This window comes from Actinopolymorpha rutila (genome assembly GCF_013407855.1).
GTDB classification, from domain to species: domain Bacteria; phylum Actinomycetota; class Actinomycetes; order Propionibacteriales; family Actinopolymorphaceae; genus Actinopolymorpha; species Actinopolymorpha rutila.
This window is the reverse complement of the sequence record NZ_JACBZH010000001.1, coordinates 5,556,084-5,572,297: the sequence shown is the minus strand read 5'-3', so window position 1 is coordinate 5,572,297 and position 16,214 is coordinate 5,556,084. Positions and strand designations below refer to the sequence as shown.

Sequence of the window (16,214 nt, the reverse complement as noted above, 5' to 3'; positions counted from 1 at the left end):
ACGTCCTTCGAAGTCACCGGAGCCCGTACAGTTCCTTGGCGTTGCGGAAGAAGATCCGTTGCCGGTCCTCCTCCGGCAGCCGAACCCGGAACGCCCGGTCGGGATCGTCGTAGTCCCAGTGCGGATAGTCGGTGGAGAACATCACCCGGTCCGGGCCGCCGAGGTGTTCCAGGACCGTACGGATGTCGCGCGGATCGTGCGGCTCCTCGATCGGCTGGGTGGTGACCCAGACGTGCTCGCGGATGTACTCCGACGGCCGCCGCGTCAGTTGCGGGACCTCGTCCCTGAGCCGGCGCCAGTGCTTGTCGAGCCGCCACATCAGCGGCGGAAGCCAGGCGAAGCCGCCCTCGATGAGGACGACCCGCAGGCCGGGGAAGCGCTCGAACACCCCTTCGCAGACGAGGCTCACCACGTGCGCCTGGAACGCCTGAGCCATGTCGGTGTGGTCCTCGATGTAGTACGACGGCCAGCCCGAGGCGGTGACCGGTACACCGCGGGCGCCACCGCCGAAGTGGATGCCCACCGGAAGGCCGTGGCGTTCGGCGGCCTCGTAGATCTTCCAGTACTTGCGCCGGCCGAGTGGTTCAGCCGTACGGGCGATCAGCAGCACCTGGACGAAGCCGGGTTGGTCGGCGAACCGGTCGATCTGCTCGACCGCGAGTTCGGCGTCCTCGTACGGCACAGCGATGCCCGCCCGCAGCCGCGGCTCCTTCTCCAGCCACTCGGCGATCTGCCACTCGTTGGTGGCCCGGCACAGCGCCGAGGCGTACTCCGCGTTGAGCTGGGTGCCCGCGGCCCCGAGGCAGTTCAGGATGCCGTACTCGATACCCTCCGGATCAAGGTGCTGCGTGCGCATGAACTCCAGGTCGCCGCCCGGTGGTCTGCCCGACGGCGGCCAGGCGTCGTGGCGGGCAGCGGCCGGACTTCCCTTGGGGTACAGCGATCCGGGATGAGTCCGTGATCCGAAGAGCTCGCCGTGCCTGCGCCAGCGTGCGGACAGGTAGGGGTCGAGCGCACCCGGCCAGGTCGAGTTGTGGATGTCGCAGTCGACCACCATGCCGCGGTTCCTTGTGGCGGTCGCGACCATGACGTGTCCTCTCGTCGTCGCCGTGGTTGTTCAGAGCCGGTAGGTGTCGTGAGCGTTGCCCGCAAGGATTCTGCGCTCGACCTCGGGCCGCAGACCGGACGGGAGCACGCCCTCGTCGGAGTCGAACTGCCAGTGCGGATAGTTGGTGGCGAACATCAGCAGCTCGTCCGAGCCGAGTTGCTCGATCGTCTCGACCAGGTGCCTGGAGTTGTCCGGCTCGTCGAGCGGCTGGGTCGTGAGCCGTACGTGGTCGCGAATGATCTGCGAGGGTGGCCGATCCACCCACGGGACCTCGCGGCGTAACCCCTTCCAGTTCTTGTCGAACCGCCACATCAGGCCGGGCAGCCAGGTGAAGCCGGCCTCGGTGAGCACCACCCTGAGGTTGGGATACTTAGTGAAGACGCCCTCGCTCACCAGGCTGACCACCTGGGCCTGGAACGCCTGTGCGTAGGACACGTAGTCCTCGAGGTAGTACGACGGCCAACCCACCGGAGTCGAGGGGTTGCCGCTGGTGCCGCCGGCGAAGATGCCGACCGCCAGGCTGTGCCGCTCGGCGGCCTCGTAGATCGGCCAGTACCGCCGTTTCCCGAGCGGCGCCTCGGCACGGACCGGTAGCAGGACCTGGACGAAGCCCCGATGCTGGGCGAGCCGTTCGATCTCCTCGGCAGCCGAGCCGGGATTCTGCAGTGGTACGACGATCGAGCCGCGCAGCCGTGGGTCGTGGGCGAGCCACTCGGTCGCCAACCAGTCGTTGACAGCTCTGGCCATGGCCAGCGCCCAGTCCTCGTTGTGGATCGACGAGATCTCCGACCCACAGTTCAGTACGGCATGGCTGGTCTGCCAGGGATCGAGAAGGCGGTCGCGGAGCAGATGGAGGTCAGTCGACGCGCCGGGGAGTGTCGGGTACCTTCCCGAGCCGATCGTCCGCACACCACTTTCCGCCATGTAGTCCTGCCACCGCGGTTCGAGGAAGGGCGTGAGGACCTCGACGGAGGAGACGGTGACGCGCACATCGCAGTCCACCACCTCGGCGTCCTCCCATCGCGGGAGGCGGCCCGGAGTCACGGTGTCGGACGGAGTCGTCATCTTCGTCGTCCTCGTGGAAGCACCTGTGCGGTTGTCGTTCGTTGTCGTAGGTCCTGGTCGTGGAACGCGAGTTCCACCTTGTGACAGCCTCACCACGCTCTCCCACGACGTCAAGGTTCCGCCACGGCCGAAGCCTGACCATGTGCTGTGGTGCCTGCGTCGGCGCGCAGGTGGTCAGCGCAGGCCGGCGACCGCGATCTTGGCGGCGCGCGCGATGGCGGCGTCGGCGGCGGGGAGGATCAGCCTGTTTCGCGGGGACCGGGTGAACACCGCCACGGCGTACGCCTCGCCGTTCGGGTACTCCACCACGCCGACCTCGTGCCGAAGGGCGACGAAGGTCCCGGTCTTGCCGGCCACCACCACGTCGTCGAAGGGGAAGGCCGCCGCGAGCCGCTGGGTCCAGATCTGCTGGGCGAGCACCGTCCGCATGTACGCACACTGACCCGGTGACGCCGCGCGGTCGGCCCAGATCGCCGCGAGCAGGCGGGTCAGGTCCTGGCAGGTGCCGACACTGCTGACGGGATCCGCCGGATCGAGGACGGGTATCTGGTCCATGGTGCCCGTGTCCCGCAGCCACGCGATCGCCTCGGCCAGGGTGGGGCGGCCACTCTCCCGGAGCACCGCGTCGAACAGGTCCCGGGAACCTCCGGTGATCCTGGTCTGGTGCAGGCCGAGGTCGTCGAGCAGCGCACTGACCCGGTGGAGTCCCACGGCGTCGAGGAGTTCGTCCGCGGCGGCGTTGTCGCTGACCGCGATCATCGACCGGGCGAGGTCACGCCAGGAGACGGTGACGGGATCGGCCATCGCGGCGAAGCCAGTGCTTCCGGGCGTGCGCCGCGAGGGTTCGAGCGTGACGGTCGACGCCGGATCGAGCTCGCCGGCGTCGACCATTCGCGCGTACGCGGCAAGCAGGGGCAGCTTGAACACCGAGGCCAACGCGACCTGCTCGTCCGCATGGAGGCCGATCTGGCGGTCCTCGTCGTGCAGGTCGACGGCGTGCAGCCAGCCCCAGACGCCCGCGTCCTCGAAACACTGCCGGACAGCCAGGCTCTCCGCGCTGGTCGTGGGGGTCATGGCGCGGGCACCTCCGAGACCGGTCGGGGTGCCGGGCCGAGGCCGCCCGACCGACGGGGCGCGCCGAGCACCTCCTGGAGTACGTCGGGCAGCCGCCGGGCTGGGCCGGTCAGGTTTCCGGCCCACGCCACCCGGAGGGAAAGTGCGAGCGGATCGCCGTCCAGGCGTACGATCCGGACCCCTTCGCCCGAGCCGGGTGGATCGGTCGTGAACGCGACCACCCCGCCCGCCGCGATGAGCCCGCGTGCGACCCGCTCGTCCGACATCTCCCGGACGGCGCGTGGCAGGAACCCGTGCCGCTCGCACATCGCCAGGAGGTCGTCGTGCGCGGCGGGCGCCTGGTCGCGGGCCGGGAGCAGCAGTTCGTACCCGGCCAGGTCGCGGAGCCGGAGGGCTTCGCGGACGGATCCGTCGTCGGGTACGAGACAGCGCAGCGGCACCTCCAGCGTCGGGCCGAGGGTGAGTCCGCGCGAGACGACGGGCTCGCGGAGGACGCCGAGGTCGGCGCGCGTACCGAGCAGGTCCCGGATCAGGTCCCGGGTGGTCTGCTCGCTCACCTCGATGTCCGCCTCCGGGGCGGCCCGCCGGCACGCGGCGACCACCTGCGCGTAGTGGCCGCGACCCAGGCCCGAAGCGACGCGGATCCGGAGGAGTTCCCGCTCCGGGTTGCGCTGCCGCCTCGCCAGGAGGTGCAGCTGCTGCACCTCGTCGAGTACTCGCTGGGCTGTGGGCAGCAGCGCGCGGCCCGCCTCGGTGAGGCGTACGCCCTGACTGTCCCGGTCGAAGAGCCGGGTGCCGAGCTCGTCCTCGAGTCGCCGCAACCCCTGCGACAGCGGAGGCTGCCGCATCCGAAGCCGCTGGGCGGCCCGCCCGAAGTGTCCTTCTGCAGCGATCGCCGTGAAGTACTCCAGATGCCGCACCATGTCCATGAGCAGGGATGATATCCAACAAGGTTAGGTCTGACGGACGATATCCATATTGGCGCGAGCCCCGGTCGATCCTGTTTGATCACCGAGTGGAACTTGTGACGGAGTGGGAACGGGAGCAGCGCCGCCGGCGGCGACGGTTCCGGGCCATCGTGGGGGGCGTCGCCGTGACACTGCTGGTCGTCGGGGGAGCGGGCGGCGCCCTGATGCTCTTCGGCGCCCCCGGGCGGGCCGCGGAGCGGGAATCGACCGCGCGCGCCGAACACCGGATGAACGCGTTCGCGACGGACTGGGAGAAAGGCCGGTGGGCCGCGGCGGGAAAGCTCACCGACAGCCCAACGGCTGCGGCGTCGCTGCTTGCGTCCGTTCACCGAAACCTGGCACCGACGGCATTCACGATCGACGTCGGCCGGCCGAGCGCGAGCGAGAGTGACCGTGGCGACAGCAGGTCCGTGACCGTTCCTTTCACCGTACGGCTGAAGGTGCCGCGGGTCGGTGGGTTCACGTACGGCTCGAAGGCGCGGATCGTGGAGACCTCCGGTGGCCGGGAGGTCGTCCACTTCGAGCCGTCCACGGTTCACCCGAAGCTCGAAGCGGGTCAGACCCTTGCCGTCGCGAAGATGTCGACGCGCGGATCGGTGCTCGACCGCGACGGTGACGTTCTCAGCGCGGCCTCACTGGTCGGGCGGGTGGACGAGAACGGCGTGGGGGTGTCCGGCCTGCAGAAGCGCTACGACGAACGGCTCGGCGGGTCCGGACAGGCGTACGCGATCGCGATCACCGACCGGCAGACCGGCCATGCGGTGAAGCCGCTCCAAAGGCCCGCTGCCACCCGGCACGGCGAGGACGTGCGCACCACGATCGACCCGGACGTGCAGCGCGCGGCGGCCGGCGCGCTCGAAGGAGTCGCCGTCCCGGCATCGATCGTCGCGCTCAAGCCGTCCACCGGCGACATCCTGGCCGTCGCGAACCGGCCCGGCGGGTACAACCGTGCTCTGGTCGGGGAGTATCCGCCGGGATCCACGTTCAAGGTGATCACCTCCGCCGCCCTGCTCCGGACCGGCCTGCGCCCCTCGGAGCACCTCGACTGTCCCAGGTTCGAATGGGTGAACGGCTACCGCTTCACCAACCAGGACGAGTTCACGCTGCCTCCGGGGTCGACGTTCCGGGACGCGTTCGCCCACTCCTGCAACACCGCGTTCGTGCGGGCCCGCGTCCGAATCGACGACGACGCCCTCGCGAGGGCCGCGGCAGCGTTCGGCATCGGCGGCACCTGGGACACCGGCGTGAGCACGTACGACGGATCCGTACCGGTGAACAGCGACGTCAACGACAAGGCCGCCTCGATGATCGGTCAGGGTCGCGTCCTCGCCTCGCCGCTGGTGATGGCGTCGGTCGCCGCCACGGTGAAGAACGGGAAGTTCGTCCAGCCCAGGCTGGTGCCCGCGGCGGTCCGTCATCCCTACCAGGCAACGGAGTCGCTCGACCCGAACGTCGTCGCCGACCTCCGGTCGATGATGCGCTCGGTCGTCACCGAGGGCGCGGGCAAGGCGCTGCGGGGCCTACCCGGCCGGCCGCACGCCAAGACCGGCACCGCGGAGTACGGCGACGAGACTCCGCCGCGCACCCATGCCTGGATGATCGGCTACCAGGGGGACAGCGACATCGCGTGGGCGGTCCTCCTCGAGGGCGGTGGTTCCGGAGGCTCCGACGCCGGGCCGGTCGCGCGGGCGTTCCTCGCGAACCTCACCGGTGGCGGGACTTCCTGACCGGCTGATCAATCGGCGATCCGGGCCAGTACCGCCTCGGCGACCGCGGTCGGCCCTTCGTCCGGGATCCAGTGCGTCACCCCGTTCAGGGCCACGAACCGGTAGTCGCCGGTGACGTGGGCGGCGCACAACTCGGCGGCGGTGCGGCCGACCGCGACGTCGCCGTCGCTCCAGACGTACGTGGTCGGCACGGTGACCGGGCCGGCCACATCGTCGAGGGACATCGCCCGGTACCAGTTCAGTGCCGCGGTCAGCGCGGCCGGATCGCGCATTGGCTCGACATAGGAGTCGATCCGGTCCGCGCCGACGTCGGCGAGCACCCCGCGCAGCGCTGCCGCGTCGTCGGCGAGCAACATCTGCTCGGCCTTGCCGGGCTGCCGGAACAGCTGGATGTACGACGAGCGCTCACGCTGGTCCGCGTCGGTCGCGAGAGCTTGCGCGAACGCCGCCGGGTGCGGCACCGACACCGCGGTCAGGGTGCGTACCCGGTCAGGGTGCCCGGCGGCGAGGTGCCAGGCGACCATCGCACCCCAGTCGTGGCCGACGACGTGCGCGACGTCGACGTCCAGCGCGTCCAGTACCGCCAACGCGTCGGCGACGCACTCGGCCAGCCGGTAGTCCTCGACCGCGGCCGGCCGGGCTCCGGGCGAGTAGCCCCGCTGGTTGAGCGCGTAGCTGCGCAGACCGGCGGCGTGCAGCGACGGGACCACCTGATCCCACTCGCCGGCGTGCTGAGGGAAGCCGTGCAGCAGCAGGACCGCCGGACCGTCCTCCGGTCCGCCGGCCGCCACGTCGAAGGTGAGTCCGCGGGCGTCGATCGGCGTCAGGTCGAGGGGCATGGCACCTCACCCTACCCACGGCGGCCTGCGCTGGCACGGCTGCGCGGGCCGGTGACCAGAACGTTCTGCTGTTCCGGCAGCGTCCCTTCTCTTCCTTGAGCCCACCGACTGACTACGCCGCACCTTCTACATGAATCGCCAGGCTGTGAGCACCAGCCCGCAGACGGCCAGCAGCCAGGTGTAGGGGAGGGTCCGCAGCATCACTCTCTCGACCCGGACGCCGGCGAAACCCGCGCTCCACACCGTCTGCGTGCTGGTCGGATCCGAGACACCGAGCGTCTGGTTGTAGGACGCCATGATGCCGAGCACGACCTGTGGGGCATACACGCCGCTCGCGGTCAGCACGCCGGCCAGCCCTGCGCCCATGCCGTAGATGTTGAACGGCCCGCGGTACAAACACAGCGGCGTGAGGAGCCCTAGGACCACGACGAACAGGATCGGGTTGGTCGGGATGACCGCGGACACGATGGGACGTAAGGCGGTGACCGCGCCCGGAAGCTTCACTGCCGCGAGCAGAATGCCGATGGCGGCGAACAGCAGCAGAGGGGGTACCGCCGTTTCGAAGCTGCGGTGGAGGGTGCGCAGCCCCACCGTCGGCACCTGGCGAAGTGGGACGGTCGTCACCAGGGCATAGCACACACCGACCAGCAAGGCCGGAATGATCGGCACCTCGAGAACGAGCGCAAGCACGATAGGCACCAGCGGTGTGAGCAGCGCGTACCACGGTGCGTCCCGTCGTGGACCTCTCTCCGCTCGGCCCTCCCTGGCTCGCGTGGGTGCGATTGCCGCCCAGTTGTGGCGTACACCGCGCCGACGGGACTCGATCAGCACGTACGCCACTCCGAACGCCACCGCGATCGGGAACAGCCGGAGCTGGAAGTCGCGGACGACGGCGATGGAGACTCCGAGCGTCTGGGAGAGGTACTGCCAGGAGATGAGTTCGAACGGGATTCCCGCGCACATGCCGAACAGCACCGTGCCCGCGGCCGTGGTGGGCGGCACTCCCATGGCGATCATCGTCGGGATTCCGATGATCCCGATGAGCATCGCCGCCGGTGCCGAGCCGGTGACGGTTCCGACCAGGATGCCTACCACGAAGACGCCCAGCGCAACGACGTACGGGCGGTCGCCCCCGAGCTCGACTGTCTTGCGGATCAGCGTGGACGCGATGCCGGACTCGCCCATGATCGATCCCAGCCAGGAACCGATGATGATGGCGGCCATCGTCGCGGCCAGGGCCACCGCACCTTCCTGCAGGACCGTGGTGGTGACGCTGTTCTTCTCACCCATCAGCGGCGCACCCGCCATGAAGGCGATCACCACGCTGAGCAGTACCAGCACGAACGCCGTTGGGACCTTCCGGGTCAGCATCAGTCCGACACCGACCGCCATCATCAACAAGATCGCGATGCCCATCTCCGCGCCTCCTTTCACCCGCGGCCGGTGGCCGCGATCTCACCGAGGGCGGCTGTGAGCGCCAGTGGCGACCGTCCCAGCCCGACCCGTTCTTTGGCGTACCCGTGCGCGGCGATCTCGTCCGCACCGACCACATGGCCGTGCAGCTGCCAATGTCCGAGGCGCACCGCCACGTACCCGATCCGGTTCTTCAGCTCGCGTCTGTTCGGCCGCTGCAACTGTTCGTGCGCGTACTCGTGCGCGAGGGCGGCCTTCCGCACGGATCCTGGGGGGTACCAGCCCTGCCAGCCGAGTACGTCGATCAGCTCCTCGGCGAGCGTAAGGGCATCACGGTGAAGAACCACCGATGCGGGCCGGCTGAGGTACTCCGCCAGCAGGATCCGGCCGACCTCGATTCCTCCGTCAGCCTCGCGTACCTGAAGCCGTTCGCCGGCACCCGGGAAACCTGGTTCGGCGGCAGCCGATGCTCCGAGCTCCTCACCGTAGGAGTGTGCTCGCTTCGCCCAGGTGCGCAGCGTCGCTCGGTCCCGGGTCGCGTGCACATCCAGCATGCCCAGCTGGTCCGCCCCGAGTTCCTCGTCCGAACGCTCACCGAGGGCCGCACAACGACCGAGTACGTCATCGGAGAAGGACGCCACGCTCATGCGCGCTCCTCTGCCACCAGGACAGCCTTCTCCTGGTCCGGCCGACCCGAGAGCTCGCTGTCGGCGAGTGCCAGCGCCTGAGCCGCCTGGGTGACACCGGCGAGGTTGACCAGCCGGCCACCGAGCAGGAGTTGCACGGCCGGAATGCGTGCACCTCCGTCGCCGTAGGACGTGAGTTCGTCCAGCATTCGGCCGAGGGCGCCCCGGGCCTGCTCCACGGTCGTCTGCCGGACGCGGGCGTCCGGAGCGTGGAACCGCACGATGCCGTCCCCGTCGACCACCGCCGCCGGGTGTCTGGGTGAGGTCACGAAGCGCAGCGGCCCGGTGCGTCGTCGAACCGCTGTCAGTACCCGAAGGTTGTCGGTGCTCCCTGCTTCGGTCAGAGCACCAGGCGCTACCCGCAGGTGCCGGGCCACTGCCTTCAAAGCTGCCTCACCATCGGTCGACCCGGGCATGTGCTGGCGGGTACGAAACTCCGTGGCGCCTGTGGCGACAGCGGAGACGATGTTGCGCTGCGGGTCGACGGTCACGTCCACCTCGATGCTGTCCGGGGACGCACCCTGGCGCAGGATCGCCCGCTCGGCCTCGGCCCGTACGGACAGCAGGTCGGCCTGGTTGGGTTCGGGGACCACGCGCTCAATGGTGTCGCGGACCAGGGCCAGGGCCACACCGATCGGACTGATGACGGCGGCGTTCTCCGCGAGACGCGCCTGCGCCCTCAGCGTGCGCGCGACATGCGGCGTCACCGCCGCGGCGCCGCCGCCACCGCCGACGAGAAGCAGGTCGTCACGGTCGAGTTGGTAGTCCTTGGCGAGTTCCTCGACCACCTTCTGGACGGGCCGGCCGGCTCGGTCGAGTACGGCGCGTGCAGCCCCGTCGACGTCGGTACCCATCGCCCGCGCCAACGGCTCGAACGCGGCCCTCGCCGGTTTAGGATCGGCATAGGCGTGGTCGCCGGCAGGTATCAGGCCCAGTGCGTTCGCGGCACAGGTCACGGTGATGGCGTAACGCCCGTGTGTGCTCTCCACGACCACGTAGTCGGCCGGGTCGCCGGGCATCGGAGCGACGAGCGTGAGCCGGGCGCCGGACAGCTGCGACTGCTCGGCATAGCAGGCGTAGCCGAGGCCGGCGATGTGGGCGCTGCGGGGACCGACGTCGGTAACGCGTCGTCCGTCCAGGCGGGCGAGCGATCCACCACCGATGCCCACGGTACGAACGTCCAGGGCCTTCAGGTAGGTGTCGTAGCCGCCCACTTTCGCATATGCGACGGCGACCCGGCCCTCCCGGATGACGCTGATGTCGGTGGAGGTGCCACCGGTCTCCAGGAAGACGCCCTCACCGACTCGTTCTCCGAGCAGGGCACCGGCGGCGCCGGCCGCCGGACCGCTGAGGATCGTGAGCAGCGGACGCTCGCGCATCTCCGCGAGCGACATCACTCCGCCGTCGCAGCGCATCACCATCAACGGAGCGGTGATGCCTGCCTTCTCGATACTTGACTGGACGAGTTCGGCGGTGGCAAGCATGCGGGGCAGGATGCTCGCGTTCACCGCAGCCGTGCGGGCCCGCTTGGACAGGCCGTACAGCTTGCTGATGACATGCGTGGCGGTGGCCGGAATGCCGTCGCGGGTGGCCGCGTCAACCACTGCTTGCTCACCGGTCGGGTCGTCGACGCTGAAGGCCTCGACGCCGACGATGACCTGCGCGCCGGCACTGAGTACTTGCTTGACCGCGGCATCTACCGCCCCACGGTTTCGGGCGTGCTCGTAGACGACGGGCAGATGCTTTTCCGGTGCCAGCTGGAGACGTCCCAGTCGGGCGAGAGAACGCGTTCGCCAGCCGTCCAGCCCGCGTCCGAGACCGACCAGCCCGACCTTCGCGACGTCCCCCTCCAGCAGGGCGTTGGTCGCCTGGGTCGTGCCGTGGGCGAGGAAGACGACATCACCGGCGTCCCGGCCGGTGCGGCGAAGGAGCTGGTGCAGGGCATCGATGATGCCGCGGGCCACTCCCTCCTCGTGGGTGTGTGTCGTGAGGACCTTGGCCTGGCCGACGAGTTCGAGCGTGGCGGCGTCGATCGCCACGGCGTCGGTGAACGTCCCCCCGACATCGATACCGACCCTGATGGCTTGTGGCTGTGTGTTCGCCATGAAGCTCTCCGGAGGTGGTTGTCAGGACACCGGACTGCCCGGTGCCGGCTCACCGAGGTAGGCGCCCTGGGCGAGCAGTTGGTGCTGGAGTTCGGGTGTGGGTAGGTCGCGGGCTGACCTGCCGGACCTCGCCGCGAGGGCAGCGGCGGTGCCCGCCGCCTCGCCCATCGCGAAGGCCGGCGGCATCACCCGGATCGCGCCGAGTGCCTCGTGACTTGCCGAGACGCAGCGGCCCGCCACCATCACGCCGTCCAAGCCACGGGGGAGTAGTGAACGGTAGGGAATCTCGTACGCGTTGGCAGTGCCGTACTCCGGTGCCACCCCGCCACCGGATCCGGTCGGGTCGTGGATGTCCACCGGGTAGGCGCACAGTGCGATCACGTCGTCGAAGTGACGGCCGGTGCGCAGGTCGTCGATCGTGAGCACGTAGTCGCCCACGACGCGTCTGGTCTCCCGTACGCCGATGGTGGTGGCGGTGTCGAGCAGGCTCGCGTCGGCGAAGCCGGGGAGTTCCGTACGGAAGAACTCCATCAGCGCGGTGACCTGTGCGCGGCCCTCCACCTCGGCCGAGGTGAGGTCGTCGACGTCGGTCCCGTCCCGGCCGAGGATCCGCGTGGTGTTGATCCTCCACACGCCCGGGCGAAGGGTCTTGTAAAGGCCGACACCGCGGCGTGGCGACGGGAAGCGGCCGGCTTCTCGAGCACAGGCGACGATGCCGGCGAACGGACGAACGTCCTCAGGGTGATCCCGCACATAAGCATGCACGGTCTCGTCGTCGATGCCCTGCACCCGGAAGAACAACGTCATCGGTTGCACGAGCCCGTCAGACGCTCGGCCGAACTCCACTTCCGCGCCGGCGCGCGCTGCCACGTCGCCGTCGCCGGTGCAGTCCACGGTGACCTTGGCCCGCAGACCTCGCAGGCCGCTCTTGGTGGCCACGACGATCCCCGACACCTGTCCGTTCTCGACCAGAGTGTCGGTGACGAAGGAGTGGAGTGAGAGTTCGACACCGGCCTCGGCGCACATCGCCAGGGCGACCGTCTTCGCGGCCTCCGGCTCGAACGGCGTCACCTTGTCGTGGCCGTACTCGATGAAACCGGCGTACTCGTCTCCGGCGTGCGTCTGCGACGGGTGCAGCGCCTCACCAGTTTCGGCCATCCGGCGTACGAACTCGTCGAACACGCCTCGGATGAGCTGCTCCTTGCCGTCCAGGGAGAACGAGGTCATGCAGGGGCCGACCAGGCCGGCGGTGAGGTTGCCGCCGAGGAAGCCGTGCTGGTCGACCAGGCGGGTGCGGGCCCCCAGCCTGGCGGCGGCGACGGCCGCCGCGATCCCCGCCGGGCCGCCGCCTGCGACCAGGACGTCCTCCTGCTCCGACAGCGGGATCTCGCGCGTGTAGGTGAGCGTGTGGTAGGTCATGTCAGTACCCCCTCACGTCAGGCCAGCGGCGCTCGACTCCGGCTCGGTCCAGGACCCGGGCGAACTCCGCGAAGCGGGACTCCTCGCCTTGCACCTGCTGGGGTTCGGTTCCGGTGTCGAGGCAGTGCGCCGCCAACCGGCCGGCGACCTCGCCGATGTTCCACTCCACCGGGTGCAGCCGGAACGAGCCGTTGCTGATGTGGGTGGTGCCGAGGTTCTTCGCTGCCGGCAACAGGTTGCGTACTCTCCTCGGAATCATCGCTCCGAGTGGAATCTCGAACGGCACGCTCTCCAGGTCGATGTAGGTGTCCCCGCCGGTGCTCGGGTGCAGGTCGAGGTGGTAGCTGCCGATGCCGACCGAGTCCGCGTGGGAGACCCGGCCGTAGGGGCCGAGCACGTCGAGTGACACGTCGTTCTCGGTGACGGTGGTGACAGCACGGATGCGCCGGGACTCCCGGATGTACGGCGCCTTCGCCAGCCCGTCGGCTGATCCCGTGACGTCACCGCGCAGCCGCAGCCCCGGCCAGCCGTTCCCGCCGTCCGGCCGCGGCGCCTCGGTCTGCAACCAGTACAACAAGGAGAAGCTGAGCTGTCGAGCAGCTGTCAGGCTGGCGTTGACGGTCTCCTCGTCGACGTCCACCACGTTGCCCAGCCAGTAGTCGTTCATGGGCCAGTTGACCAGGGTGATGTCGGAGTCGAAGCTGCCCGGCTCGTGCAGTCCGCGGGCGAGGATGCGCCGGAACAGCCACAGGTCCAGGTCGCCGCCGTCCTTGCTCTGGTCGGCGGTGACGTCCAGCGGATCCTCGTCCGGGTTGGGCACGAAGGTGCGGGGGACCGGCTCGAGCGTCCGCGGGTGCGGTGCCAGCAGTCCGAGCAGTGGGCCGGGCCAGAAATCGGGCCGATACTCGCGCCAGAAGGAGTACGTCTCCGGCCGATCGATGGTGTGGTCCTCACCGGCACGGTGATCGACCGCGAAGCAGAACGTGAAGCCCTGCTGGTTTCCCGGCGCGGCTACGGCCGGTGCGTGCGGTTCGTCGTACTCGTCTCGTGACTCTGCGCCGGTGACGTACTCCGTCTTCGTCAGCGTCAGCAGGTCGCCGCACTCGGTGGCATCGATGACGTACGGCGCGGACGCGGTGATGTGCCGGCCCGTACGCCGGTCCAGTAGTTCGACCGCGCGTACGTGATCGCCGTCGGTTTCGGCAGCCACCGGCACGGTCTCCAGCAACACCGTGAGGCGACCGGCGGCGCGGTGCGGCGCGAGCATCGCCTCCAGGACCGCGAGCGCGACCCGGGGTTCGTGGCACAGTTTGCTGACCCGCCCGGCGCCGGGATTCAGCCGGGGATCCGCGGCAGCGCGGGCGCGGAGCGGGTAGTGCCGGCGGTAGTAGGCCCGGATGCCCTCACGTAGCTCGCGGTACATCGCGGTCGTCCCGAACTGCTCGATCCAGGGATTCTCGTCCGGTGGAACGGCCTGGCTGGTCAGTTGCCCGCCGATCCAGTCGGTCTCCTCGGTGATGACGACCCGTCGTCCGGCGCGGCAGGCCGCGAGCGCGGCAGCCACACCGCCCAGGCCGCCGCCGACGACGAGCACGTCCGAGCTCAGTTCAGGCATCCTGTCCTCTTCTGGCTTTGGTTTTGGTTCTGGTCTGGATTCCGGCGTGGGTGGCAGGTGGAGGGCCGGCGGTCTCGCCGGGGACGAACTCGCAGTCCATCAGGGCCTGCCTGCGCACCGGCGGGACGCTCGCTCCGATGAGCAGGTCGATGAGCAGGTCGGCCGCGGCCCGTCCCATCTCACGACGGGGTACGGCGAACCCTGTGAAGACCGGTTCGTCCACGGGCGGTACGACGTACTCGCCGAGCAGGGCAAGTGAGACGTCCGAGGGGTAGCGCAGTCCCGCGCCGGCGATGGCGCGGGTGAGTGCCCGCGCCGCGGCGCTCACGTCCGTAGTCTCGGCGACGAACGCGGTGACACCTGTCTCGACCTGCCGCCGAACCCACGCCGGGGTGAGGTCGCTTCCTTCGCTACGCACGACTGTTGGCGCACGCTCGGTCAGGCCGGCGTTCGCCAACCCGAGCTTGACACCCTTCTCGCGGTCGTCGGACGCGAGCGCGTCATCCGGCTCGCGGACGTAGAGAATCCGCTCGTGCCCGAGACCGGCGAGGTGCTCGACGACCTGCCTGGACGCGTCGGTGTAGTCCGCACCGACGAAAGGCAGCCGGGCGCCGAGCTCGTCGCGGCGTCCGATGTAGACCAGTGGATAGTCGTCGTCGAGCAGTCTGGCGATCTCGGCGACCGGGACCGTCCGCCCGAAGAGGATGCAGCCGTCGGCGAGGCGAAGCCGGTGGACCGCGTCGGCGCGCGCCGGATGGTCGCCGCTGGGCGCTGCGCCGGTGAACAGGACGAGGTCGTATCCCCGTGTGGCGGCCTGTTGTTCCACTCCCGCGAGGAAGGGATAGTAGGAGTTCTCGATGTCGACGGGGAAGGCCGCGCTGAAGGTGTGCACGCCTAGCAGGAAGTTCTGCCTGCCTGCCAGCCGCATGGCGATCGGGTCGGCGACGTAACCGAGCTCCCGCGCAGCCTCATGGACCCGGCTGACGGTCTCGGCCGCGAGGCCGACCGCGCCGGGTTTCCCGTTGAGTACAAGGGAAACCGTAGCCTGGGACACCCCGGCCATCTTGGCGATGTCGCGTTGCCGGGGCCGCGGCTGGCGGCTCGTCATCGCAGCATCGCCCCACCGTCGACGTCCAGCGTCGCGCCGTAGACGAAGCTCGCGGCACTTGAACTAAGGAACAGGATCGCCGCCGCCATGTCGGCGGGTCGGCCCATCCGTCCTATCGGAAGCCCGGAGGCGATCCGCTCCTTGAGCTCGTCGGAGATGCCGCTGTGCAGGGGCGTGTCCGACGGCCCGGGAGCCAGTGCGTTGATCCGTACGCCACGGCCGCCGAACTCGCGGGCCACCGACTTGACCAGGGAGAGCACGCCTGCCTTGCTCGCCGCGTACGGCGCATCGGCGATCAGCCCGCCGCCACCACGGAAGCCGGCGTCGGAGGCGACGACTACGAGAGTGCCACCGCCCGCGGGAAGCATGCGCCGGAGGGCTTGCTGCACGACGACGAACGAGCCGACGAGGTTGATGTCGAGCAGTCGCCGCCAGTGCGCGGGATCGGCGTCCAGGAAGCGGGTGGCCGCGATCACCGCGGCACAGTGCGCAACGTGGTCGATGCGCCCGAGTGAGCTGTCGATCTTCGCGAACAGCGACTCCACCGAGGCGGGGTCGCCGATGTCGACCGGGACGGCGAGCGAACCGGGAATCTCCTCAGCTAGTTCCTGAACCGCAGCATGGTCGATGTCGGCCAGTACAAGGGTCGCCCGAGCGGCGGCAAAAGCTCGTGCCGTTTCTCGTCCCATCCCGCTGGCGGCCCCGGTGACCAGGACCACCCGACCGGCGAACTCCTCGGTCCGAAACGCTCGCCACGGCGCGTTCTGGTCCCGGTCGCCCGCTGGAGTCGACGTCGTCCCGCTCGTCACAACGATCACTATCCTTGTTGTCTAATACGAATTAGATCGAACTCTTCCTACGTTCCCTTTATGCCCGACGGATTGTCAACTCCGGCCGTTGGCCGGACGTGGCCAACACGCTCCGGGTCCTCGCCGACCTCGGCCGCATGTCGCGGCGTGTCGAAAACGGGATACGTACCGGCAACACCTCGCTCCGTTGACTGAAGGGATGCCGAACAGCCGAACGCAGAGCAATGAGGGCATCACGGAGGAGTGGAGGCCGGGCTGAGTCTGACCGTGAGGGTGAT

13 protein-coding genes are annotated in these 16,214 nt (G+C 69.4%); 1 reads left to right on the top strand and 12 read right to left on the bottom strand.

The annotated features are described in order from the left end of the window. Positions 1 to 13: 13 nt before the first annotated feature. The 4 genes from F4554_RS24870 to F4554_RS24855 form a co-directional block, all read right to left on the bottom strand. A complete protein-coding gene (locus tag F4554_RS24870) occupies positions 14 to 1,087 on the bottom strand; it encodes an amidohydrolase family protein (protein WP_179789816.1) in 1,074 nt (357 codons plus the stop codon). A gap of 30 nt (positions 1,088 to 1,117) precedes the next feature. Next, the gene (locus F4554_RS24865; protein ID WP_179789815.1) at positions 1,118 to 2,173 is read right to left on the bottom strand and encodes an amidohydrolase family protein; all 1,056 of its coding nucleotides are present in this window, start codon (positions 2,171 to 2,173) and stop codon (positions 1,118 to 1,120) included. A 174-nt stretch (positions 2,174 to 2,347) separates the two neighbouring features. Continuing rightward, positions 2,348 to 3,247 (bottom strand): serine hydrolase, encoded by a 900-nt coding sequence (locus F4554_RS24860; RefSeq protein WP_179789814.1) that lies wholly within the window; start codon positions 3,245 to 3,247, stop codon positions 2,348 to 2,350. Continuing rightward, positions 3,244 to 4,176, bottom strand: coding sequence for a LysR family transcriptional regulator (locus F4554_RS24855; protein WP_179789813.1), 933 nt, complete (start codon positions 4,174 to 4,176; stop codon positions 3,244 to 3,246). The genes F4554_RS24860 and F4554_RS24855 overlap by 4 nt, the downstream gene beginning before the upstream one ends. Before the next feature lie 86 nt (positions 4,177 to 4,262). On the opposite strand from F4554_RS24855, the gene F4554_RS24850 reads away from it, so the two are divergent. Beyond that, positions 4,263 to 5,942, top strand: a complete 1,680-nt coding sequence (locus F4554_RS24850; protein ID WP_337796191.1) for a penicillin-binding transpeptidase domain-containing protein — start codon at positions 4,263 to 4,265, stop codon at positions 5,940 to 5,942. An 8-nt stretch (positions 5,943 to 5,950) separates the two neighbouring features. Here F4554_RS24850 and F4554_RS24845 read toward each other — a convergent pair whose 3' ends face one another. The 8 genes from F4554_RS24845 to F4554_RS24810 form a co-directional block, all read right to left on the bottom strand. After that, positions 5,951 to 6,781 carry an alpha/beta fold hydrolase gene (locus tag F4554_RS24845; RefSeq protein WP_179789811.1) on the bottom strand — a complete coding sequence of 277 codons (831 nt, stop codon included), beginning with the start codon at positions 6,779 to 6,781 and terminating at the stop codon, positions 5,951 to 5,953. A 126-nt stretch (positions 6,782 to 6,907) separates the two neighbouring features. Further along, on the bottom strand, positions 6,908 to 8,197 hold the full coding sequence (locus F4554_RS24840) for a transporter (RefSeq protein ID WP_179789810.1): 1,290 nt from the start codon (positions 8,195 to 8,197) through the stop codon (positions 6,908 to 6,910). A 14-nt stretch (positions 8,198 to 8,211) separates the two neighbouring features. Continuing rightward, entirely contained in the window at positions 8,212 to 8,841 is a 630-nt protein-coding gene (locus F4554_RS24835) for a hypothetical protein (protein ID WP_202889452.1), read from the bottom strand. Next, complete coding sequence (locus F4554_RS24830; RefSeq protein ID WP_179789809.1) at positions 8,838 to 10,985, bottom strand: hydantoinase/oxoprolinase family protein; 2,148 nt, start codon at positions 10,983 to 10,985, stop codon at positions 8,838 to 8,840. The genes F4554_RS24835 and F4554_RS24830 overlap by 4 nt, the downstream gene beginning before the upstream one ends. Before the next feature lie 21 nt (positions 10,986 to 11,006). Then, on the bottom strand, positions 11,007 to 12,404 hold the full coding sequence (locus tag F4554_RS24825) for an FAD-dependent oxidoreductase (RefSeq protein ID WP_179789808.1): 1,398 nt from the start codon (positions 12,402 to 12,404) through the stop codon (positions 11,007 to 11,009). A gap of 1 nt (position 12,405) precedes the next feature. Further along, positions 12,406 to 14,019, bottom strand: a complete 1,614-nt coding sequence (locus tag F4554_RS24820; protein ID WP_179789807.1) for an FAD-dependent oxidoreductase — start codon at positions 14,017 to 14,019, stop codon at positions 12,406 to 12,408. Further along, positions 14,012 to 15,127, bottom strand: coding sequence for a LacI family DNA-binding transcriptional regulator (locus F4554_RS24815; RefSeq protein ID WP_179789806.1), 1,116 nt, complete (start codon positions 15,125 to 15,127; stop codon positions 14,012 to 14,014). Before F4554_RS24815 ends, F4554_RS24820 begins: the two co-directional genes overlap by 8 nt. Next, positions 15,124 to 15,936: an SDR family oxidoreductase gene (locus F4554_RS24810; RefSeq protein WP_202889451.1), complete on the bottom strand. Its 813-nt coding sequence runs from the start codon at positions 15,934 to 15,936 to the stop codon at positions 15,124 to 15,126. The genes F4554_RS24815 and F4554_RS24810 overlap by 4 nt, the downstream gene beginning before the upstream one ends. Between the last annotated feature and the right edge of the window lie 278 nt (positions 15,937 to 16,214).

Excerpts from the sequence above, each read along its gene's own strand:
- F4554_RS24820 (WP_179789807.1), bottom strand. The coding sequence starts at position 14,019 with ATGCCTGAACTGAGCTCGGACGTGCTCGTCGTCGGCGGCGGCCTGGGC.
- F4554_RS24835 (WP_202889452.1), bottom strand. The coding sequence starts at position 8,841 with ATGAGCGTGGCGTCCTTCTCCGATGACGTACTCGGTCGTTGTGCGGCC.
- F4554_RS24840 (WP_179789810.1), bottom strand. The coding sequence starts at position 8,197 with ATGGGCATCGCGATCTTGTTGATGATGGCGGTCGGTGTCGGACTGATG.
- F4554_RS24815 (WP_179789806.1), bottom strand. The coding sequence starts at position 15,127 with ATGACGAGCCGCCAGCCGCGGCCCCGGCAACGCGACATCGCCAAGATG.
- F4554_RS24865 (WP_179789815.1), bottom strand. The coding sequence starts at position 2,173 with ATGACGACTCCGTCCGACACCGTGACTCCGGGCCGCCTCCCGCGATGG.
- F4554_RS24845 (WP_179789811.1), bottom strand. The coding sequence starts at position 6,781 with ATGCCCCTCGACCTGACGCCGATCGACGCCCGCGGACTCACCTTCGAC.
- F4554_RS24870 (WP_179789816.1), bottom strand. The coding sequence starts at position 1,087 with ATGGTCGCGACCGCCACAAGGAACCGCGGCATGGTGGTCGACTGCGAC.
- F4554_RS24855 (WP_179789813.1), bottom strand. The coding sequence starts at position 4,176 with ATGGACATGGTGCGGCATCTGGAGTACTTCACGGCGATCGCTGCAGAA.
- F4554_RS24830 (WP_179789809.1), bottom strand. The coding sequence starts at position 10,985 with ATGGCGAACACACAGCCACAAGCCATCAGGGTCGGTATCGATGTCGGG.
- F4554_RS24825 (WP_179789808.1), bottom strand. The coding sequence starts at position 12,404 with ATGACCTACCACACGCTCACCTACACGCGCGAGATCCCGCTGTCGGAG.
- F4554_RS24860 (WP_179789814.1), bottom strand. The coding sequence starts at position 3,247 with ATGACCCCCACGACCAGCGCGGAGAGCCTGGCTGTCCGGCAGTGTTTC.